This window comes from Sulfuricurvum sp. RIFCSPLOWO2_12_FULL_43_24, assembly GCF_001829605.1.
Classification (GTDB): Bacteria; Campylobacterota; Campylobacteria; order Campylobacterales; family Sulfurimonadaceae; genus Sulfuricurvum.
The window spans coordinates 21,407-43,839 of the sequence record NZ_MIBT01000007.1 but is presented as its reverse complement, the minus strand read 5'-3'; the positions used below and the strand labels follow the sequence as shown (position 1 = coordinate 43,839).

General features: G+C 38.3%; 21 protein-coding genes and 1 other RNA gene. 8 read left to right on the top strand and 14 right to left on the bottom strand.

Annotated elements, in window-relative coordinates; all coding sequences use genetic code 11:
* The 6 genes from A3G19_RS00695 to panB form a co-directional block, all read right to left on the bottom strand.
* Positions 1-1,131 (bottom strand): ArsS family sensor histidine kinase (locus A3G19_RS00695; protein WP_294870079.1); only part of this gene is annotated, 1,131 nt, incomplete at its 3' end.
* Entirely contained in the window at positions 1,128-1,790 is a 663-nt protein-coding gene (locus A3G19_RS00690; protein ID WP_015654307.1) for a response regulator transcription factor, read from the bottom strand. The genes A3G19_RS00695 and A3G19_RS00690, both read right to left, overlap by 4 nt.
* 5 nt (positions 1,791-1,795) lie before the next feature.
* Complete coding sequence (locus A3G19_RS00685) at positions 1,796-2,230, bottom strand: hypothetical protein (RefSeq protein ID WP_015654306.1); 435 nt, start codon at positions 2,228-2,230, stop codon at positions 1,796-1,798.
* An 82-nt stretch (positions 2,231-2,312) separates the two neighbouring features.
* The gene (locus A3G19_RS00680) at positions 2,313-3,350 is read right to left on the bottom strand and encodes an AI-2E family transporter (protein ID WP_294870077.1); all 1,038 of its coding nucleotides are present in this window, start codon (positions 3,348-3,350) and stop codon (positions 2,313-2,315) included.
* A gap of 8 nt (positions 3,351-3,358) precedes the next feature.
* The gene (gene ruvB, locus A3G19_RS00675; protein ID WP_015654304.1) at positions 3,359-4,366 is read right to left on the bottom strand and encodes a Holliday junction branch migration DNA helicase RuvB; all 1,008 of its coding nucleotides are present in this window, start codon (positions 4,364-4,366) and stop codon (positions 3,359-3,361) included.
* 11 nt (positions 4,367-4,377) lie between these two features.
* The gene (gene panB / locus A3G19_RS00670; protein WP_294870075.1) at positions 4,378-5,166 is read right to left on the bottom strand and encodes a 3-methyl-2-oxobutanoate hydroxymethyltransferase; all 789 of its coding nucleotides are present in this window, start codon (positions 5,164-5,166) and stop codon (positions 4,378-4,380) included.
* 223 nt (positions 5,167-5,389) lie between these two features.
* Between panB and A3G19_RS00665 the strand changes: the two genes are divergently transcribed.
* The 8 genes from A3G19_RS00665 to A3G19_RS00630 all read left to right on the top strand — a co-directional run bounded on the left by A3G19_RS00665 (position 5,390) and on the right by A3G19_RS00630 (position 12,052).
* On the top strand, positions 5,390-5,794 hold the full coding sequence (locus A3G19_RS00665) for an Hpt domain-containing protein (protein ID WP_015654302.1): 405 nt from the start codon (positions 5,390-5,392) through the stop codon (positions 5,792-5,794).
* Positions 5,791-6,531: a tryptophan synthase subunit alpha gene (gene trpA, locus A3G19_RS00660; RefSeq protein ID WP_294870073.1), complete on the top strand. Its 741-nt coding sequence runs from the start codon at positions 5,791-5,793 to the stop codon at positions 6,529-6,531. The genes A3G19_RS00665 and trpA overlap by 4 nt, the downstream gene beginning before the upstream one ends.
* A gap of 27 nt (positions 6,532-6,558) precedes the next feature.
* Positions 6,559-7,464, top strand: coding sequence for a DUF3943 domain-containing protein (locus tag A3G19_RS00655; RefSeq protein WP_294870071.1), 906 nt, complete (start codon positions 6,559-6,561; stop codon positions 7,462-7,464).
* A 58-nt stretch (positions 7,465-7,522) separates the two neighbouring features.
* Positions 7,523-7,894, top strand: a transfer-messenger RNA (tmRNA) gene (gene ssrA / locus A3G19_RS00650).
* Positions 7,895-8,085: 191 nt separating this feature from the next.
* On the top strand, positions 8,086-9,405 hold the full coding sequence (locus A3G19_RS00645) for a site-specific integrase (RefSeq protein WP_294870069.1): 1,320 nt from the start codon (positions 8,086-8,088) through the stop codon (positions 9,403-9,405).
* Between the two features lie 112 nt (positions 9,406-9,517).
* Positions 9,518-9,994 carry a hypothetical protein gene (locus A3G19_RS00640; RefSeq protein ID WP_294870067.1) on the top strand — a complete coding sequence of 159 codons (477 nt, stop codon included), beginning with the start codon at positions 9,518-9,520 and terminating at the stop codon, positions 9,992-9,994.
* A complete protein-coding gene (locus tag A3G19_RS00635; protein ID WP_294870065.1) occupies positions 9,987-10,709 on the top strand; it encodes an ImmA/IrrE family metallo-endopeptidase in 723 nt (240 codons plus the stop codon). The genes A3G19_RS00640 and A3G19_RS00635 overlap by 8 nt, the downstream gene beginning before the upstream one ends.
* Positions 10,700-12,052: a hypothetical protein gene (locus tag A3G19_RS00630; RefSeq protein ID WP_294870063.1), complete on the top strand. Its 1,353-nt coding sequence runs from the start codon at positions 10,700-10,702 to the stop codon at positions 12,050-12,052. The genes A3G19_RS00635 and A3G19_RS00630 overlap by 10 nt, the downstream gene beginning before the upstream one ends.
* Here the strand turns inward: A3G19_RS00630 and A3G19_RS00625 are convergent.
* The 8 genes from A3G19_RS00625 to A3G19_RS00590 form a co-directional block, all read right to left on the bottom strand.
* Entirely contained in the window at positions 12,042-12,680 is a 639-nt protein-coding gene (locus A3G19_RS00625; protein WP_294870062.1) for a sce7726 family protein, read from the bottom strand. The two genes, A3G19_RS00630 and A3G19_RS00625, sit on opposite strands and share 11 nt — an antisense overlap.
* Before the next feature lie 143 nt (positions 12,681-12,823).
* Positions 12,824-13,813, bottom strand: coding sequence for a hypothetical protein (locus tag A3G19_RS00620; protein WP_294870061.1), 990 nt, complete (start codon positions 13,811-13,813; stop codon positions 12,824-12,826).
* 33 nt (positions 13,814-13,846) lie between these two features.
* Positions 13,847-15,526, bottom strand: a complete 1,680-nt coding sequence (locus A3G19_RS00615) for a restriction system-associated AAA family ATPase (protein WP_294870059.1) — start codon at positions 15,524-15,526, stop codon at positions 13,847-13,849.
* Positions 15,526-17,046, bottom strand: a complete 1,521-nt coding sequence (locus A3G19_RS00610) for a restriction endonuclease subunit S (RefSeq protein WP_294870058.1) — start codon at positions 17,044-17,046, stop codon at positions 15,526-15,528. Before A3G19_RS00610 ends, A3G19_RS00615 begins: the two co-directional genes overlap by 1 nt.
* Positions 17,039-18,652: a class I SAM-dependent DNA methyltransferase gene (locus A3G19_RS00605; protein ID WP_294870056.1), complete on the bottom strand. Its 1,614-nt coding sequence runs from the start codon at positions 18,650-18,652 to the stop codon at positions 17,039-17,041. The genes A3G19_RS00610 and A3G19_RS00605 overlap by 8 nt, the downstream gene beginning before the upstream one ends.
* Positions 18,652-21,399: a DEAD/DEAH box helicase family protein gene (locus tag A3G19_RS00600; RefSeq protein ID WP_294870054.1), complete on the bottom strand. Its 2,748-nt coding sequence runs from the start codon at positions 21,397-21,399 to the stop codon at positions 18,652-18,654. Before A3G19_RS00600 ends, A3G19_RS00605 begins: the two co-directional genes overlap by 1 nt.
* 71 nt (positions 21,400-21,470) lie before the next feature.
* Entirely contained in the window at positions 21,471-22,031 is a 561-nt protein-coding gene (locus A3G19_RS00595) for a recombinase family protein (RefSeq protein WP_294870053.1), read from the bottom strand.
* Positions 22,032-22,185: 154 nt separating this feature from the next.
* Positions 22,186-22,410, bottom strand: a complete 225-nt coding sequence (locus A3G19_RS00590; RefSeq protein WP_294870051.1) for an XRE family transcriptional regulator — start codon at positions 22,408-22,410, stop codon at positions 22,186-22,188.
* Between the last annotated feature and the right edge of the window lie 23 nt (positions 22,411-22,433).

The following is a 22,433-nucleotide window of genomic DNA, read 5'->3' as shown; positions in this document are numbered from 1 at the left end:
CGATTGGGCGATATAGAGTCCTAATCCCAATCCCCCGTCTCCCCGCTCGGTGACAAATGCCTGTAATGCCTCTTCGACCGGACGTTTAAGAGGTTCTCCGCTGTTTCGAATACAGATTTTTTCTCCGTCACAATGGATATGAATCGGATAGGAGGTCGCGTGACGCACAGCGTTGTCGATTAGGTTTTGGAGGGCACTGGTAAAGAGTTCGCTATCGACCATAATGCTTTGGGTGCATCCGCTTACTTCTACACAATTATCTTCAATCATCAGATTATCCATCGCCGTTAGGATCATAGAATCAAGACTTTTCGGACTTTTTGTGAGGGAAAATGCGTGCATTTTCTCGATATCCGCCATCTGACGAATCAGATTTTCTAATCGAGAGAAAAGCTTGGCGAGCAGGTTACGGTTAGGACTCGGTTCTTCGAGCTCGACGATGAGTTTTCCTTTGGTAATGGGGGTTTTTAGCTCATGCATAATGTTACGCAAGAAAAGCTCGCGTGATTTTTTGAGCTTGCTTTGTTTCTCGAGTGCATCATAGAGAGCATTGGAGATCAGGGCGATTTCATCTTTGCCGTTGCTTGGCGTATGGTGTATTTCTTCCCCTTCACCGTATCGCTGTATCTGCTGATAGAGACGTTTTAGCGGTTTGAGGTTGCGCCATAGCAGAAGATACATGTTCACGAGTCCCCCTAAGAGGGCAAAGAATAAAAACCACACGAAATAGTAGGTTTTCCCCTCCGCTGTGTCACGATAGAACATGGTGCAATGACCTTCGGCGAGTTCATAGATAAATCCTATGTTATCTTTGTATATGGTTACTTTGATATTGTGGGATCGCAGCTTTGACTCCATCGGAGGAGGGAGTGTTATCGCCTTACATTTAGGTGTTTTGGCTTCCATCATTTTGAACCCTGCTTCGGCTAGTTCATGATTTTTTTCCATACAGCCGCGCGCTTTGGTTTCGTCGATGATACGGGAGAGTTCCATTGATCGGTGGGCGAGAAGGTGAAGCTTTTGTTGCTCTTGTTCATGCAATGCTGAGATAAAGAGTAAAATCAACACGATAAGTGCGAGAAAAAAGAAAGCGTGGAGCTTGAAAAAAACGGAGTGGCGACGTGAGATCATAGGGTAAATTGATACCCCATACCGCGAATGGAGCGGATGATGGTAGGGTGTTTGGGATTGGGTTCGATTTTCTGGCGTATTCGACTGATGAGGACATCGATACTGCGCTCGGAGCTCTCCCATCCGATCGATTCAACATTGTTGGCGATAAAGTCACGGGAGACAATCTGGCGATGGTGCTTTATGAGGAGACTTAAGAGCTCAAATTCGGCGCGGGTAAGGAGGAGCAGTTCTCCTTCTTTATAAATCCCGTTTTCATCGACACGAAACGTATCACTGCTGGCTTGGATCGTTTTACCGTTGATACGGCGAAGAAGACTTTGGATGCGTGCGACCAATTCTCTGGGCTCATAGGGCTTTGGGAGGTAATCATCGGCGCCCAATTCGAGGGCGATAACTTTGTCTCCCAAATCACTCCGAGCCGAAGAGATAATAATCGGGATGTCACTGCGCTCACGAAGCGCTTTGCAGACATCCAACCCGTCCATATCGGGGAGGGTTAGATCGAGTAGTACAAGATCATATGATTCAATCCCCAAAGAGGCGAGCGCCGCTTTGGGGTGGGCATACGAAATGACCTCCATCTGATAACGGCTCAAATATTGGGTCAGGAGATCCGATATTTCGAGGTCATCTTCTATCAGAAGGATTTTGATCATCGTATTTACTTGTTGTCACAATTTTTGCAGCCCATACCACCCATGCCGCCCATGTTGTCTTCGCCCATTTTCATCCCTTTCATATCACCTTTATTCGGGCAGTTTTTTGAACCCATTTCTCCCATCATCATTTTCATTCCCTCCATTTTAGCGCGTTGTTCAGGAGTGAGTACCCCCATCATTTTTTCGTGCTGTTTGTTGTGGAACGCTTTACCCTCTTCACGAATTTTAGTGATTTGTTCTTTTTGTTTATCGTTCAAATCCAATTTTTCCATCATTGGCGGAAGTTTTTTTGTGTCGCATTCACATTTTTGCATCATTCCGCCCTTGCCGCCGCACATCATTCCATCATTCATGCCGTGTTGCATGCCGTGTTGCATCCCTCCGGCAAGTAATGCTGTTGCACCGAGGATCAGTGCGATACTTAAAATCTTTTTCATGGCTTTTCTCCGTGTTGTGGTATTTAACTTTAACATCATAGAGCAGAATGACTAATACAGCATCAATCGTGTATTAACAGTATTAATGAATAATCTCTTCGCTTTGAGCTTCGGTGATTTTCATCAACGTTAAAAAAAGAACCGTGATGGCCGGACCGATAATCATCCCCCAAAAGCCGAAAGTTGCGAGTCCGGCAATGATGGCGAAAAAGATAATGAGTTCGTTGATTTTCTCTTGGGGCTTGATCAATTTTTGGTTGATGATTTTGATAATGACCGGTTTGATAAAGGTATCGGCAACGACTGAGATAACAATAATCGTATAGAGCGCAATAAACAGGGCATTTTCCGTATTTCCCAAAGAGAGTTCAAACAGGGTAAAGGGAAGCCACATCACTACCCCTCCGACAACAGGGATCAAGGATGCAAAGCCATACATAATTCCGAAAAGCAGACCGTTGTATCCCATGTATTCGATCGCGAGACCAAACAAGGCTCCTTCAAATACGGCAGTGGCAATAATAGAGTAGAAAACGACACTCATGGAGGAACGCATCTCAAACATGATAAGGGTGCTCTCTTGTTGCGGAAAATGGGCGGAACGTTTGAAAAACTCAAAAATCTCCCGTCCATAGTAATGGGCGATAAAATAGAAGATCAAGATAAAAAGGGTCCCCGAGAGAAACGACATCGCAAAACTCCCGATCTCAGAAGCGTAGGCGATGATGTGCTGAGAGAATGCGGTAGGATCAAATTTGACTAACGAGGCCTCTATTTTTGCTTCGAAACGGGAGAGGTAAGGCGGTAGATGGGTTATCCAAGTATGGATTTTTGTCTCTATGGTGTTCATGATCATCGGATCAAGGTTTTGCATCATGAGCGAGATATGAAATAAAAAATATCCTAACGGTGCGAAGAAAAGTAACCCTAACATAAGGGTAGAGAGGGCGGAAGCCCAAAAACGGTTTTTGGTCAGATTAAAAAACCCCATTTGAATATGGTGGGTAGAAATTGCCAAAAGCGAAGCAACGACGATACTCATCCAAAACGGCTCATATAAAATGTATATTCCGTAGGAAACAATCAATAGCAGTACGAGGGTAAAGTGCTCTTTTTTCACATTATTCCTTATTCAAACAGCCCGTTTTGCGGTATTCCGAATTTGAGCAGTTCATAGGTCTTGGGTGTGGCAACCCGTCCGCGCGCTGTCCGTTCCAAATAACCGTTAGCCAGCAGGTAGGGTTCGAGTACATCTTCGATTGTCCCCTCGTCTTCACTCAGTGCCGCTGCGATAGTGGAGAGACCCATAGCGCGCCCTTTGGCTTCCATCAGGAATTTGAGGAGGCGTATATCCATCTCATCGAATCCGTTGGCATTGATCCCGAGTTGATCGAGAGCATAACGGGAGCGTTGGTGCAAGATAGTGTTTTCATTGGCAACATCGGCGAAGTCACGAACCCGCTTGAGGAGGCGCAAAGCGATACGGGGGGTTCCGCGTGAGCGTTTGGCGATTTCGTGCGCTGCCTCTTTGTCAATGCTTTTGCCCAATTTTGTGGCGGCTTGGGTGATGATACTGCATAGCTCATCAGGGGTATAAAACTGCATCCGAAAGTTCATCCCGAAGCGATCGCGCAGGGGATTGGAAAGCATCCCCGCACGGGTGGTCGCACCGATGAGGGTAAAGCGGGGGAGATCGATTTTGACCGTTTGTGCCGCCGGACCGCTACCGATGATGATGTCGAGACGAAAATCCTCCATCGAAGGATAGAGGATCTCTTCGACGGCTGGCGAGAGACGGTGGATTTCGTCGATAAAGAGGATGTCCCCTTCTTCGAGGTTCGTGAGGATAGCGGCGAGATCACCGCTTTTTTCGATCATCGGAGCGGCGGTGACTTTGATGTTGCTCCCCATTTCGTTGGCGATAATGAGGGCGAGGGTCGTTTTCCCCAAACCGGGAGGTCCGTAAAAAAGGACGTGATCGAGAGCTTCTCGGCGTTTTGAACTCGCTTCGATAAAGACCCCCAGATTTTTTTTGATCTGTTCTTGTCCGATATAATCGTCCCATGCGCTGGGGCGCAACGAAGTCTCAGTGACCTCTTCGGCGTTAAATTTTTCAATCTCTACAATACGTTCCACGTTATCGGATCCTAGTAAACATAATTTTCATCGGGGAATGAACGGGTTTGAACTTCATCGGCATAGGTTTTCACTGCATCTTTGACCGAAGCGGCACCGCTCATGTATTGTTTAACGAATTTTGGGACAAACGGCTCATAGAGTCCGAGCATATCAGAGAACACAAGAACCTGTCCGTCCACGCCGTTACCCGCACCGATTCCGATAACGGGAATAGAGATACTTTGAGCGACACGTGTTGCGACGTCGGCTTTAACCCCTTCGATGACGAGGATAAAAGCACCGGCTTGTTCAATCGCTTGGGCGTCGGCGATCAGAGAGAGGGCTTCTACTTCGGTTTTACCTTTGACTTTATACCCTCCCTCGGCACGAAACGCTTGGGGGAGTAATCCGATGTGCCCGCAGACGGCGATTCCGTTTGCCGTGAGATGGCGTACCAGATGGGCTTTATCCGCCCCCCCCTCAATTTTGACCGCATCGGATGGGGTTTCACGATAAACACGTATCGCATTCTCTAAAGCGCTCTTTTCATCGGTATAGGCTCCAAAAGGCATATCGGTGATGACAAACGTATTGGGTGCCCCTTTGCAGACCGCATTGGTATGATAAATCATTTGATCCATGGTACTGCTGAGGGTATCGCTATTGCCGCCAAAGCTCATATTGAGGCTGTCGCCGACGAGGAGAATATCAGCACTTTCGCTAAAAAGACGGGCAAAAAGGGCATCGTACGCCGTGATCATCACGAGCGGAAGCGACCCTTTGCGTTTTTGAATTGAACCGATTGTCAGTTTTTTCATACTAAAAATATCCTCTATCTTTGTAAACATCTGCCTCATTTGAGGCAAGCTTTAGTGCCACAGCGGCAAGCGTAGTCAAGTGGGGCTTTGCTCCACTTGCGTTTTATTAATAATATAGGCGTAGTTTACCCAAAATTTCCCTCTCAAAGTTATTGCATGGCATTTTACGATACGGGATTAATCAAAAGCTCGATATAATTCACCCATTATAGGAGAGTTCATTATGGGGATACGGAGTGCTCTGGAAGCCAATTTCGACTTCGAAATCATTGACGAATTTTTAGATCATTACGCAATGATGTCCGAAGTTATGGAATCTTTGATTATTGATTTGGGAAACAGTGAACGTTACCATCGCAGTATTGAAGAGCTATTCCGTATTTTCCATAATATCAAATCAGCTTCAGGCTATTTGCAGATTCAGCCGATGGTTCGTCTCTCAACATTTGTCGAAGATGCCCTTGAACAACTTAGAACCAGCGATAAGGTTGTCAATGAAGAGACCATCAACTGGCTCATCAGTGTTTCGGACATGTTTTTGCAGTGGCAAGAAGATTTCAAAATGGATAATGAACTCACTAAAATCCATTTTTCCCTTTTAATTTTACCCGATATGGAGAAAGCGTGAAGCAACTCGTAGCCTACATTACCGCAGGTTATCCTGATAAAAATTTTACCGTAGATTTGGCGTTAGCACTCGGTGAAAACGGTGTCGATACTTTAGAACTCGGAGTTCCGTTCTCTGACCCCGTTGCCGATGGTCCGGTCATCGAAGCGGCAAATCAGCGTGCTCTTGAAGCAGGTTTTCGTTTTGCCGACCTTTTAGATATTTCCGCTAGCATAGCCCCTAAAATCGATACGTTGTGGATGGGATATTTTAACCCGTTTTACCAATACGGTATGGAAAAATTACTCGATACGGCTAAAAGTATCGGAGTAAACGGTTTGATTATTCCCGATGTCCCGTATGAGGAAGCAAAAGCGTATCACACACTGTTTGAGAACCGTGGATTGGCGAATATCACTTTTGTCGCTCCGACCGACGGTGAAGAACGTATTGCACTTATCACGGCGCAAGCGCGCAAATTTATCTATCTCGTCGCCTATGCAGGGATTACCGGAAGCGGAAAAGCGGAAGATTTGGCTCCGGTACTCGAGATGATCAAACGTCATACCCAGACTCCGGTGTATGTCGGATTTGGGGTGAATGAACAGAGCGCGCGAGAAAAAGTGCAGGGGGCGGATGGTGTTATCGTCGGTTCGGCGATTGTCAATGTCCTTTTGGATGATACGTTAAACAACACTCAAAAAATCGCTAAATGCTGTGACATTACCCGCAACATCAAATCATTGATTAATAGTTAGAGCGTATGCGGCATTTGTAAAAAAATGATGCGTTATCGGATTCTCTTTTTACTCTTGGTGACGATAAACACTTTTGCCGATAATACGCTTTATGATACGCTCACGCAACTATCTCCGCAATCCGACAACACATTACGAGCATTGGAAGTTTCTCCTGATCCAATGACGGTTCAGGAGAATAATTTTTCGGTTGTCGGGTCTATAGACGATGATATCAAAGATTACCTTCCGACGGCTATGAATGTCAATGAAACGCTTCCCTATCGCTATCGAGAAGTGGTTGAAGACTCGGTCTACTTGCAAGTTGTAATGCTTTCATCCATCGGTATTTTGGCTTTCTTGCCCGAAGATATTACCAACTGGAATGCCGCGAAACTCGAAGAAAAATCGCTATCCCAGCGATGGAAAGATCATGTCAGTACCAAGCCCGTTTGGGATAATGACAGCTGGGTTATCAACTATATCGGCCATCCGGTCGCAGGTGCATACTACTATACCTTAGCCCGAAATGACGGATTTACGATCGGTGAATCGGCGGCATTTTCCACGTTGATGTCCACCTTTTTCTGGGAATACGGGTATGAGGCCTTTGCTGAGGTCCCTTCGATCCAAGATTTGATTTTTACCCCGCTGGTCGGTTCTTTGTTCGGAGAGGGGATGTTTATGCTCGAGGGGAAACTGGATCAGCAGGGGGGAGTCGTTTTCGGGTCAAAAGGTTTGGGAAATATCAGCTATTTTTTCCTCGATCCGCTGGGAAGTATTGCCGATGGGTTGAAAGATACTCTTCTGTTTTTCAGGATTGATCTAGACGTCACCATGAGCATTCAGACGTATCCGCAGTTTCGTGTGATTCCCCATCATCTTACGGGGGAACCGACCGATTCAATCCTCTATAGTGATCGTGAGATCGGTTTCATTATCACCTTTCAGTAACTACGTATTCATTTACGCACCTTTGGGTATAATGCGCTTATAACTTCGGTTACCACGTGGGGGCGACATGGCTTCGACTGGATCAAGAAGGTTTAGGTTGCATCGCCGGACTGAGCAGCTCCGTTATACGGCTCACACTTGCTTAAACGCAAACAACACTAATTACCGTCCTGCTTACGCTGTAGCGTAAGTTTAATTTAATTTAGGACTGCGCTACCTCTCTATGCTATCACCGAGAGGGCTTGGCGTATAACCCCTGCGATAGCTATATTCTTGGAGTGTCTCGGACTTGAATGAATTTAGAGAATTGGATGACGTAGCTTTGCACGTTGTGTGATAGTCATCTGAAAAACAAACAACGTTACTAAGCATGTAGACGCCTTTACTTCCTTGGTTTAGGACTCCGGTTCAATCCCGGACGCCTCCACCATCCTCTTATCTCAAAGCCTCCAAATAAACCTCATAAAACTCCTGAAATAGGCTTTTTAGCTATAATTTTATTCTCCATGACTCTCAACGAATTTAGGTACATATCAGCATAAATAAGTACAATTTGAGTACATTTTATTAAAAAGTACATTTGGATATTTTTAATGTACTTATTACTCACAAAGGCTGACCATGGCTAGAATCGTTACGCATCTTACTGTTTTAGAGATAGATGCGAGTAATCCCAAAGAGAAAGAATATGCGCTTTTTGACGGCGATGGATTGATGCTTGTTATTAAGCCTGATGAAATTAAAACGATGCCGGATGAGACAGTAGTAAAGCGTAATGGCACAAAGACATGGATATATCGATTCAAATCACCAGTTGATGGAAAAGTTAAAAAAATCACCATAGGGCAATATTTACCGAAAAAAAAAGGGGTTAGCCTAAAGGAGGCGCGTGAAGAACGCGATCGACTGAAAGCACAGTTAAAAGAAGGAACGCTTCCCTCTGGCAAAAATAAACTCAAATCAATCGAAAAAAAGCAAATTGATGGTGAAAATGACAAACAAATCACAAAAATACTAGATGATTTTCTTGAGTATCATGGGAATGTACTGCAAAGAAATACAGGGCATCTTCAAAGACAAAAGAGACGTATAGAAATGTATGTTATCCCTCATTTACCATCCAAGCATATAGACGAGATTACCAAAAAACAAATCATCGAGTGTGTCAAAAAAATTGATCCGAAATACAATGAGACGGCACACCGGGTTTTAACCCTTTGCGGTCAAATATGGTCATGGGCGTGTGATAATGGCCGCGTTGAACACAATATTATTGCTGACATCAATCGTAAACATATTCTGCCTCCTGTAAATGAAGACAACCACTACCCTACGATTACCGATGCAAAAGGGATTAAAGCGCTACTATTGGCGATAGAAGATTATAAGGGTGACCCGTCAACACGCTTTGGTCTTCAGCTAGCCCCTTATCTCGCCTTACGGCCTAAAAACATCCGTTTTGCAGAGTGGGATGAGTTTGATTTCGAAAAAAAACTATGGGATATCCCCGCAGAAAAGATGAAAACAAAACGACGCCATATTATGCCGCTGACGGATACGATGATAGAGATCATTTTGAAAGCAGCTCCCTATTCGAAACATCGATCCAAATATCTTTTTCCGAGCCCAGCTGATCCTACAAAACCCATTAGTGAGAACACATTAAACGTTGGATTGAAACGTCTTGGCTTTGGCGAAGAGATTGTTCCTCATGGTTTCCGTGGGATGTTTTCAACGGTTGCTAATGAGCACAGAAACATTGAAAATGGCCACAAAGCGGATAGAGATATTATCGAATTTCATTTAGCACATACGGTTCAGTCAAAAGTTGCAGAAGCTTATAATCATGCTGATTACATCGAGCAACGACGAGAGCTTGTTCAATGGTGGAGTGATTATTTGGATGGGCTCAAAACTAAACAATTTGTAGCTAATAAATAGGGTTTCAAACTATTGGTATTTACTTGATGTGTTTGTTTTATCGTAAATAGTTGTTATTTGCATTAATTTTGATAAAATATAATATTATACATTTTAATATGAAAAGGTTTAGATGAGCAAAGTAGTTTTCGATTCAAATGGTAATATAACACCGTACGAAGTCATTCCATTTACTCTTGCTGAATGTAAAGATTCTTTTGTAGATAGCTTTTCTACGTCAACAACAAGGCAGCGTAACTGGGATTTTTATTTGCGATATCTACACGATTTACAAAGCAATCTTATTAACCCATTTACGCAATGGGTAGATGGAAGTTTTAGTACCAATAAGCTTAATCCAGATGATATTGATCTGGTGAATTTTATCGACTATACCAAGTTTAATCCTGCACTGATAATGTTCGATATGAATCAATCCGGTCATTATCCAAAACACACCTATAATATCGATGGGTACAATGTGTTAACTTTTCCAGTTGCGCACAAATATTATGGTACTATGCAAGATCGTATAAATTACTGGCGGAATTGGTTCGGAACAGACAGGCAAAATAGCCCAAAAGGCATCATAGAGGTATCCCATGTATAATCATATTCAAAGGCTAAATAACCAAATTGAAGATACCAAAAAACTTATTGAAAATACCCATGCTTTGTTAATGGAAAATCCAAGTGACCCAATGCTTGAGTACATGATTGCTCAAGATAAAGCACTGCTTGCCTCATTACAACATACCAGAGTTCAAGCAACTCTTGACTATCTTAAAACTATTACAGCACCTACACAGCTGATCGATGAGTTATACCCTTCCTCTCCTTTTGAGATAAGCCCGTTTGACGTAGCACATAAACTTGGAATAAAAGTGATAAAAAACCCATTATTGGATGATTCTGAAGCTGGTAAGTGCTATATCAATAACGATATTGTCATAGAGTATAAAGGCTATATATCACATAACCGAGAGAGATTTACTGTGGCTCATGAGCTTGGTCATGTCGTTAAACATATGGCGCATTCTAATAATACATCTTTCAGAGACAGTTCAGAACTACTATATGCACGGAATGATTATATTGATTCCAAAGATCCGACAGAAAAAGAAGCGGATGTATTTGCAGGTGAGCTGTTGATCCCAAAACAAAAATTAGATTTACTACTTTCGTCCATACAAGGTGATGATAGAATATCCACGAAGCTTTTATGCGACATATTCAAGGTTTCAGAAGGGGCAATCTACCATACCCTAAACAAATATGGGTTAGGCAATAGTCTGAAAATCAAAAAGGAATATTCATGGCTTTAAAATCATTAAAGAAAGTATTTTCGCCTGCTCTTGGTCCTAAAAAGCTTTTATTGACGATTAATGGTGCTACAATAGAAGCAGAGACCTCTCCGCCCCCTCCAAAGCTGAGCGCGAGCACTGTATTAAATTCCCTTGTTATTTTTGAATACACCCAAAACGACATCAAAATATCATATTACTCCTATGCGGATCGCTTGGAAGTAATGCTAAATTATAATGCGGATATCGATCTTGACATAACAATTGAGAACGAAGATGCATTGATGGAGCGTATCGATGAAATTTCAACCTCTCTAATAGATATTTATGTCCCTACGGTAGGGTATACGCAAAAGACACGAAAAAGCATATCCCTAATGAAAGCGCATGCAAATAAAACAATTATGCCAATGCTTGTTATAGGAACTGATACTAAGATAGAGGGGTATCAAGAAGATGGCTTTGATTCCCCTCATTTTTTAGATTTATCATTGCTGCAAGAAACAAGTAATATAGATAAAAGAATTGAGGCACAGCAATTTAATGATGCTAAAGATAAAGATACAACAAAAGTAAAAATGCCTAAACGAGAATACAAAAAACTAGACTCAGAAAATGCGTTTGTTGATTACTATATGCCACTTACAAACACTTCCAATATTATTCCTGTAATTAGAACACGCCTGACAAATACCGCATCAATTGACTATGCTATGGATATTGCAAAATTGCGTACAAAATACACAAGAATATGTTTAAGAATCGAAGCTGAAAGAGATAGCATTAAACATTTGACAAGTTACTTATTACCATTAGCTGATATCCTTGACAACACTTATATTGTTCTCGAAGAAAATAGCAAAGAGCTTAGAGATACTCATCAAGAATTACAAGATATTGAAAAAATAAGTAGCGATTTAAAAATAGTGTTTCTGGCAAAAAACATCCTTTCTACCGATAAATTAGTAGATAATACCGACACGTTTTGCGATAATAATGCTCTCGTGAACTTTAAAAATCTACAACCATATCATCCAGAACTTATTTATGCAGATTATTGCGGATTTGAAAAAGATACGGCTGTTGACCCCAATGGATTCCCAGCAAGAACTGCGAGAATCTTTTACAACTGTATTGAAAATATTGACCAGTACTATTTAAGACGGCAACGAGCGGGTACAAATACATGGATGGATGCAATGGATTTACTCCAAGGTTGTATCGCTGTCGCTGGACTATCCGCAATCCAAGCAGGGCATTGTGAAGCATGTGACGATATTCTTACGAAAACTTCACGTTTTACGCTAGGTGATATGAAAGAAAACTGTATTATCCATAATGGGATTTCTATCGCTATGGCGTAAGCAATCCAAATGGAAGTTTTTTTAGAGGAACAACATTACTATTGAATTGCATACCTCGCTTTGGAAACTTTTTAAATTCTTTAATATATGAGCTTTCTTCTTTATAACGACCTTTCAACATATGCAAAGTGGCATTATAAATCTGAGTATCATTTAACAAACTTTTTACAAACTCGATGGAATCTTTTTTATTCATCTTAGAAGAACCCTTATATCCGAATAAAAAGTCTTTAAGCTCATTGCTAAGCCAGTATTCTAAAATATCATCTTTTTTGAGCTCATGATGGCTTGGCGGACGTATTTCTCTTATACCGTTTGAAACCACTTCATAGATGCCTATACTATCATCTATATCTAGCTTTGATAAAAACTTTGTTGCTACCACAACACTGACTCTATTTGCATACTGTTTGTAGCTACCAATTTGTGTTTGAAGTCTTGTTAACGTGTCTTTTTCACTTTTAATCTCATATATACTTATATCACCATTTAGAGCAAAAATATCTGCTCTTACTTGAGTATTAGTGAGAGACTTATGCCCTACTGTAACTTCAGGAATAACAACATCATGTATCTTCTTACTTAAAAGATATTCGATAACTTTTATTTTTATATCTTTTTCTGCCATACAAAATATAAAGCAACCACTATTCCATAATTTTTTTATGATTTAATTATTGAGTGTGTCGCTAAGTTTTTTTAATGTTAATTTAGGACTGATCAAACGAATAAAATTTTTCTAGCTTTGAACGATTAATACTTTTTGCTTCATCAAATTATCCCAGCATCTTTACAGGCTTTTAAAAATGGTACTTTTAAAAATCTTCTTTCATGATATGGATTCGAATGTTGTTGAAATAAATGCTCCGTGTACTCAACATAATCATCAAAACCACCTTTTCCTCCGTCTACATAAATTCTTACATCTTCGATCCAAGAGCCGCCTTCATCACTGAAATCGCAAATAGCTCGATATCGTTCCTGAATTCCATATATTTCTTGCCATGTTTCTATTTCTTCAAATTCTGGAGTATCAAAATTAATATTTACATCATTAGTGTGTTTATCAATTTCAATAGATATATTTATTGGTATATGATTTTTTCTATATGGATAATATGCTTTTCGTTTTAATATATCATTAAAAAACAAAGGATCTTTTCTTAGTTTATAGGAACTATTACAGTCATGACAAGCAGGCACTAAATTTAAAAAGTTAATAGTATTAAAAGGGTACTTTTCTTGTGGAAGATAATGGTCATAAGCTTCTCGTTTAGAGTGTAGATCACATTTCATTTTTGACAAACCGCAAAAAGGGCAAATCTTTTTATTGTTTTCTAAACAGAAATCTTTGTAATGATTTTTGATCTCCTTCAGTCCCAGATAATTTTGTTCATATAAAACTGTATACAAAGATTTTAATTCATCTCTCAAATCAGTATTGAAAAAGATATCTTGATACCTAATAGGTTTTTTTTTACCCCTGCAAATTTCTTTTATATTGTTATTGGAGATATACCATTTTTTCAATAGTTTCAAGTGATAAGAATTCAAACTCTTAAAAATTTCAAAGATATTCATTACTATTTGAACAAATTTTTTTCCATAGCTCGGACTTGTATCCCCATAATAAAAATAAAATATGATCTCTTTTAAATCTTTATTCTTATTAAATAAAGACAAGTCAAATTCATCATAATATTTTGCTTTCATCCATACTTGAAAAAAAATATAATCCATATATTTTTGCATTTTTTCCATATCATGGTTTATATACTTGTACGGAAAGAGCATCTATTTAACCTTTTGTTTATTAAAAAACATTTTCATAAATAGAATTTTTTCTACAGACTCACCAAATTCAAGATCAATATCATCAATAATCGTATCAATGTCTTTTTGTGAATCAAATCTGTTCATGTACTCTTTAAACTTGTTATTTGCGACTTCTCCAATAGTTTCTTTTTGACCAAATATTTTCATTGTTATTTTATTGACAGAAGCACCGAAAGTATTAAATTCTATTTCTTCTCTTTGAACATTTCCTTCTATGTTTTTTTCAAAAAGAATTACGTTTTCTGTTTTTGTGTCTGAAACTATAAATGGAGAATGTGACGTTATTAAAAATTCTGCTTTTGTAGTGGTCTCTTTAAAACACTGTTTGAGAACACTCATATACTGTGCTCGCCAAGAAGGATTAAAATGAGTTTCCGGTTCATCAAGTAAAAATAATGATTGTGTATCTCTATAAATTAATGCCAACCCTATAGAATGTAAAAACTGGTATTCACCATCTGATAAGGAACGGCTGAGGATAGTTTCATTCGTACCTTGCTTTTTTAACATAAAATGTTTAAATGTAAAAAATCTTTTATTCCATGGAGTTTCAGGCAAATAGCCTTTTGCAAAAAGACTTTGTGAATTATAAAGTTTATGCTTCGTTGATTCATCAATATAGTAATAATTAAGATTTATTAATGTCTGTAACGTTTGAAATAGATTGAGCCTTCCCTGTTTACCATATCCAAAACTCAACATAAAAGCTTTTTTTACTTCATCATCAAGGTAGTAATCTAATACTAGTTGATTGATATCATCCTCGTTGTTATAGGACATGGTCGCACAATTTTTGAGTAGCTCAATTTTATTAAGAACTTCAGATCTTATATATTTTCTTTCATCGTTTATTTTGATGTTAATATTCTGATTGATAACTATTCTAAATGACTCAACCGTTTCAATACCTATGGTACTTTTAAAGACTTCATTAACTTTAGTGTCTGAATAAATAAAATTGGTAATAAAAATAGCTTGTGAAAACACATCATCAAGATATACCATTCTCGATTCATGAGATTCAAAATTATTATTAACTTTTAAATAATTTACATATTCATCATATTGAATAAGACGCATTTTGAAGAATGGAAGGCTCAAAATCTCATTTTGCCCGGATGAATAGCCAATAATATACTCCGGTAAAATCGGTAACTCTTTATTTTGTAAGTTAACTTTATCAAGGTTTAATCTTTTAGGAGTTCCCTGATCATCATATGTTGTTAACTCAATAACTCGGTACTTATCTGCTTCCTTTTTAATTGTCACAAGTGCTTCTTTAGAACCATGAGTTATGTAATACTCTAATTTATAAGCATTAGGTTTTGTAATATTTGATTGAAAGATTTTTAGCTCAATTTCGTCTTCAAATTCAATTTCGTCATCATCTATTTTTTCAATTCTAGTAACCATTTCTCTAGGAAGAAAATCTAAACAACTGATCTCAACTTGATAAAATATAGCACTTAAAAGTTCTAAGATATTTGATTTACCACTTCCATTTTTACCTACAATACAAAATGGATCAATAGACTGCTCATTTTTATCATATGAGGTATAATCATCTACAAAATCAAGTGTAAAACCACTTTTCAAACTTCTAAAATCATCGTAGAGTTCGATTCTTTTTAATCTCATTAGAGACTCTTTATCACTATCTGTTTTTTGCTTTCATCGAATCTCTGTACTATATCTCCATTTTTTAATAATTCGAAAATGGTATCTTTATATGTAAATGGCTTTTCCTTCTGATTGTGTTTTTGATCGTACGGAATCGTCCATCCTTTGGCCTGCAAAAAATTAACAAGCTCTTCAAAAGTAGCTTCTTTTTCTAAAAAATCCAATATTAGACTTTTAAATTGATCAATATCCATTTGGTATCCATTAGCCGTGAAATCATCCGTTTGATTTGTAATAACGGTTGTGTTTTTTTCATGTACTTTTTCAAAATGTTCATTTTTATCGTGTAAATAATTTATCATTTCTTCAACAATTTTTTCTGCATCGTCACTATTTTTTTGAATAACTTCAATTTTACTTGTATTAAGTTCACCTTTAAAAGCTTTTTGAGCTATTGAATCAAATAGATTATTGAGTTCTTTTAAACTATCCTGATAAATAGTTTTTGTTTTTTCAATATTTTCAAATATTTCACCATATTTCTTTTGTAAATCATTTTCAGGCATTGGAAAAAGTATATTTTCAAATGTAGACTTGTTAATAATTTTTTTCATTCCTTTTCCCGCATGATGTTGAACATATTGCTTGGAAATTTTAAAAAGCTGATATAAAAAAAATGAGTCTACTCCTTCATATGGTTCTATCGCATTAATTTGTTGATTAAATGATACACTTCTATCTACCAAACAAGCCGTTCCTATGGATTTAACACTTCCAGCTATACAAGTGACTAATAAAGAGCCCTCTCTTACTTTTCTTCCTACCTTTAAACCTTCTTCAGATAGACATTCCTTTGATTTAGTTGCAAATAATTTATCTTCAAATAAATTATCTGTCTTAACCCATTCTATAAAATCACTATCATAAAACTTATTTTCAACTCTCGGCGGTGTATTTCCAGTAATAATTTTTCCAAATTTTTTTAGTTTTTCTTTTTTCAAATTTTTTGGATTGACAACAGGATCCCCAAACATATCCAAAAATGTGCTTTTTGTTAAATCATCAAGTAGCTGTATACTTTCTTCTCTTGTGCTAATCAAATCTTCAATTTGAGTGAGAAGTTGAGCAATTTTTTGTTGATCTGATTGTGGTAAAAGAGGAATATTTATCTCAGAAATATATTTTTTCGAAATATTTCTTAGCCCAGCACCCTTAAAACCATTTTCAAGAATTTTTATATTTGATCGGAGATAGTAATAGACATATTTCACATCTATATATTCAACTTCCCTTTGAATGACAAAGCAATGGTCTGAAGCTGAAAATTTTTTATCATAGTACTTGATATTTGCACTTCCACCATCCCCGATGATTAAACTTTCACCTTCAAAAATAGCGGTATCTATAAATTTCGTCTGCTCATTTCCAGATTTAAAAAATGGATATTTACCGCTTTCTTGTCCATCACCAGCTTTGATTTTGGATTTAGGCAAAAACTTTAGTAGTTTGCCAAATCGTACAAACTTAATCTCAGGCATAAAGACTCTTGATTTTGTTGAGCTCAGTTTGAATCATATTTTCAAGGTCAGAAAGTTTTGATAGGATAATTTCGGGAGCTTCATATTCTACCTCTTCATACACCTCTTCTTTATAGCTGCTATGACTGAGATCGTAATTCTTATCAACTATCTCTTGCTTTGAGACCATGAAAAACTTGCTGCGTCGATTGTTCTCAATAGATGCTCTATTTTTGTACTTAGCAATAATATCTTGGAGGTCACCATACCCCTCTAATTTGGCTCTTTTATCATCAAGAGTATACCCATCGCTTTGCATGTCGTAGAAAAAGACATTATCGGTCTCTCCACCCTTGGTAAAAATCAAAATAGCTGTTGCTACTCCGGCGTAGGGCTTAAATACGCCGCTAGGCATCGTAATGACTGCTTTTAGCTGTGATTTCTCAATCATAATTTTTCTAGCATCTATAAATGCTTTTGCACTTCCGAAAAGTACTCCCTGGGGGATAATAATACCGGCTGTTCCGCCACCTCTAAGCATAGAGTAGATTCTATCGATAAAAAGCAATTCGGTTTTTGTCGTATCTAGGGTGAGGTTGTCGTCTATCTCGCCTTTATTGAGATTGCCCGTAAACGGTGGATTCGCGAGAATTACCGAGTAAGAGTTTTGTTCTCCTTCATACTTTTGGAAGCTTTTGCTGAGCGTATCAGTGTAATCAATGTTCGGATCATCGATACCGTGCATCATGAGGTTCATAAGTCCTAGTCGCACCATTGTCACGTCGATATCATATCCTGTAAGTGAACTATCGATAACTTGCTTTCTGTCTTCTGTCAGCAATGCACTGGTTGTACTGCGAACAAAACCGTTTTCATCTTGTTGCGAATGTTTATTTTCTCTATCAAAAGTAGTAAGTATGTACTGATAAGCCCCTAGTAAAAATCCACCAGTTCCACATGCTGGATCAGCTATCTTGTCTCCAAATTTTGGTTCTACCATTTCTACAAGTAAGTTGATGATATGTCTTGGCGTTCTAAACTGCCCATTTTTACCAGCTGTAGCGATTTCACTTAGTAAATGCTCGTATACATCTCCTTGGATGTCTTGGAATGCTTGACCATTTTCGAGCGCATCTTTTTCTATTTCTTTGAATAGTTCTTCGATGATACTAATGGCTTCATGCAAGAGTGGTGGACTAGGAATCACAAAAACTGCATTTTTCATATGTTTTGTAAAATGTGAGTTCTTTCCGTTTAACTCTTTGATAAATGGGAAAACATACTGTGTGATATGTTCAAGCTTTTCATCCGCAGTATTCATGTTTTTGATGAAGCCCCATCGAAACTCTTCTTTTGAACGTTCTTCTGCTACATCTTCTTCTTTACCAGTTTCTTGATTGATTTTTTTGACAATTTTTGAATATACTCCATCAAAAAGTGATGTGTGCTCTTCTCCGGTCCATTCTGCATCGGCTTTTCGTTTGAGGTCGAGTTCATCGATTCTTTTCATGAAAATTAGATAGGTGATTTGCTCTATAGCAGTCAGTGGATTGGAAATCCCACCAGCCCAAAATTTATTCCAGAGCTTATTGATAAGACTTTTTAATTGTGGATTTAGATGTAACATTATGCGACTAGCTCCTGGGTAATATGTAAAATTTCGTCTATTTCAGATGGGGTGAATACCCCTCTGATGCCTGATGGATGGATCACCGTAAATGGTGCTTGGATTAGATCTTTTTTGCTTATATCACCGTTATCGATAATATAATTTTTCAATAAATCCAAAAATTTTAATTGTGTCGTTGTCAATGTTGGATGGATTTGAATAAATTGAGCAAACGATTCACTGACTGTGTCAGGAAAGTTTTTAAGTTCTTCTATTCCCAAAATATGTTTGATAAATTTTAGGAAAGGGGCTTTTTTATTCATATAGACGCGTCTTAGTAAATCTATCGTAATGTATGGGTCTTCATTATGAAGCGTTTTAGCTAATGATTCTATCTCCTCATGCGTAATGGATGCACCATTTTTGAGCTTTTGAAGTGTGGGATTACTGGCTAGAAGATGGGCAATTTTATCTTCTACCATCTCTTTGTATTTAGTAATACTTACTGATTCTCTATCAGCTCCAAACTCCACAAACTCTTTTTCTTTGATGATATCTTCAAAGTCGTATTTCACTTGTTCTCTGGGACTTAGTTCTTCTCTGTATTTCATCAAAGGAGATAACTTATCAATTAAAATGTCCAGTTCACTATCGCTAACATGATTCCAGTATTTAACCTCTTTAGCTTTTTCGATCGTCTCTCTTTCAATCGCTACGATATTTATAGATAAAGGTAATTCGCTAATTTGAGCGATCAATTTATCTCTTTGTTTTTCAAGCTTGTCTTTATCGCCTAACAATAAAAAATTACTGAATGCAACAACATCTTTTTCAAAGCGCATAGCCTTATAATCAACCCCTACGATACTTTTTGCCAGCGGCTTTATAAATGCATCTAAAAAGCTAAGTTTCTCTTTTGTGATCTCATTCCAAAAGTTATTATCGAGTTTATCAAGATCGTTTTTTGCATCTTTAATTGTGATGGAATTCATGGGAAAAGAAGCGATTAATCCTTGTAACTTCCGAATCTCTTTTGTAGCAATATCAGGATGATGCTCAATAGAATTTGCAACTTTTTGAGTCCTCAGATCAAATAATGTTACAGGGAGCGGCGTATTTGCAGTTAAATCTTTTCCTTGCGGTTGAAGTTTAAAGTATTCAAAGTTGTCCCAACAATCAAGGATTAAAAACTTGTCTTTTTCGGTACACCATGGTTTTAGGTTTGAGCTCTCTAATAACCTCGTACCCCGACCTATCATTTGCCAAAATCGAGTATATGAGTAAATCGGTTTAGCAAATACCAGATTGGTGATTTCACGGATATCCACACCCGTATCAAGCATACCTACACTTATGGCAACTCTAGGCATGTCTTGATTTTTAAATTGATCAAGCAAGCCACCTTTACCATAAGCTCTGCTATCGTCTGAAACAATGACTTTTGCGAGTTCTCCGACATGTTCAGGATAAAGTTCATCAAATAGTTGCTCAACACGTCTTGCATGTGCTTTAGTCATACAAAAGAAAATCGTTTTACCGGGAAGAACACCATTATGATCTTTAATACATTCTTCCATATATTCTTTGACAATTAATCTGTTGGTATCGATATTTATAACGCTTTTTTCTAGATCAGAACCTTCAAAATTAACTTCTTCAATATCTTTACCTTCTAAAAGAAGCTTTTTTTGATCTTCTAATGAAATGGTTCTTTTACTAAGCCCATCATTTTGAAACTTTGTTTTAATTTTCATCACCTGGAAATCGCAAAGATAAGGTGGTGTATGATCAAGTGCTTCTTCATAAGAAAATGCGAAAGTTGGAAGGCCATCTTCACAATCAAATACATTAAATGTATTATGGTCGATGACATTTGTCGGTGTTGCCGTTAGCCCTAGTTTGATTCCATCAAAATAGTCTAGTATCTCACCATAAGTATTGTAAATTGATCGGTGAGATTCGTCAATGATAATCAAGTCAAAAAAATGTGATGATAGTGTTTGTTCTTCGTCACGGATAACATTTAACATCGTCGGATAAGTCGAAATATAAAGTCTTCTATCTTTTGAAATCGTACTTTCTCCAAACTTTGGCCAATATGGCTCATTTGGCATATATTCTTTAAACGCTTCAATCGCTTGCTCACGTAGGGCAATTCTATCTACTAAAAAAAGCGTATTTTTAACAATTCCAGCGCGCATGAGGGCATCAACCAAAGCAATTGTTGTTCTGGTTTTTCCGGTACCGGTAGCCATTACGAGCAAAAAATCTCTTCTTTTTCTATCAATAGCTTCCATTACAGAACGTATTGCACTGACTTGGTAATCTCGACCAGCAATTTTGGTATCAATAAATTCATGGGAAAGAGATTTTTTATACTTTTTAATATGTCTTAACCGCTCTAAATCTTCTCGTGTAGGATAACTGTAGATCTTTCTAGGTGGATAGTTCCCGATATCCCAAAAATAAATATCATTTCCATTAGTATAAAAACAAAAAGGGAAGTCAATAGATAACTCTTTTTGAAGATTTTGACAATATTGCTTTGCTTGTTCACGACCGAGTTCTGCATCTCTAGATGATTTTTTTGCTTCAACGACGGCCAAGGGTTTACCATCTTTAGCATATAAAACATAATCGATATATTCATTAGTTGATGCAACATAAAGTTCCTCAACAACAAGAGATTTGTCACTAATATTCCAACCGGCTTGAACTAGGTGCTGATCGATTAATTCTTTTCGTGTTATTTTTTCACTAATCAAGATCGCAACATCCCATTATCATAATATTTTACTGTTCAATAATATTGAAGATTGATTATACAATATTAACTTTATATACGGTTCAAAGTATCGATCAACGTCGATCTTTTTACTTCAAAGGTGCGGCAAACTGCCGCTTTCGACATCCCATTATTCAACGCCTCTAAAATAGCTTCCATCTTCTCTTGAGGAATCGATCTTGGGCGTCCACCGATCCGTCCTCGTTTACGTGCCGCTGCGAGTCCTGCATTGACCCGTTCTTGGATTAGTGAGCGTTCAAACTGTGCCAGTGCTCCGAATACATGAAACAGCAACTCTCCGGACGGGCTGGAGGTGTCCATCCCCTCAGTAAGAGATTTGAATCCGACCCCTTTGGATTTGAGTTGATTAACGATCTCGATCAGATGGGGGAGTGAGCGTCCTAACCTATCTAATTTCCAGACTACAAGCGTATCTCCCGATTTAACATATTGCAGTGCCTGAGCCAAACCGGCACGGTCGTCTTTTGATCCGGAAGCTTTGTCTTCAAAAATATGCCGTTCATCAACTCCGGCACTGATCAGTGCATCACGTTGTAAATCAGTACTTTGGCGATCACCATCCGTTGAAACTCTCATATATCCTATCAACATGTCGGAAAACCTCAAAATTTAGTATTCGTATATTATAGCATTCCGACAGTGTTTTTCGTATATTTTATTGCAGTTTGTCATATAGATTTTGAGTTGATAATGAGAGTGTACGAAAAACATATGTTTTACGATATAAATAAGCAGTTAGAGAAAATTAAAGCTTGTCACACACTCCACTCTCTTTAATTGCTTCCTTGAGCTTTTTACACTGCATGTTCTCAATATAGAGACTTAACCACGACTCAACCCAATATGGGATCTCTCTTCCCTCATTCCCCCAGTTTGAAATAGTACCCCCGGTAGTCCCTAAAATCTCGGCGAACTCTTTTTTACTGAGTCCGGCGGTTTTGAGCATAGCATTAAATGCGTGTTTGTCCATGAGTCCCCAAATACTTATTCGTT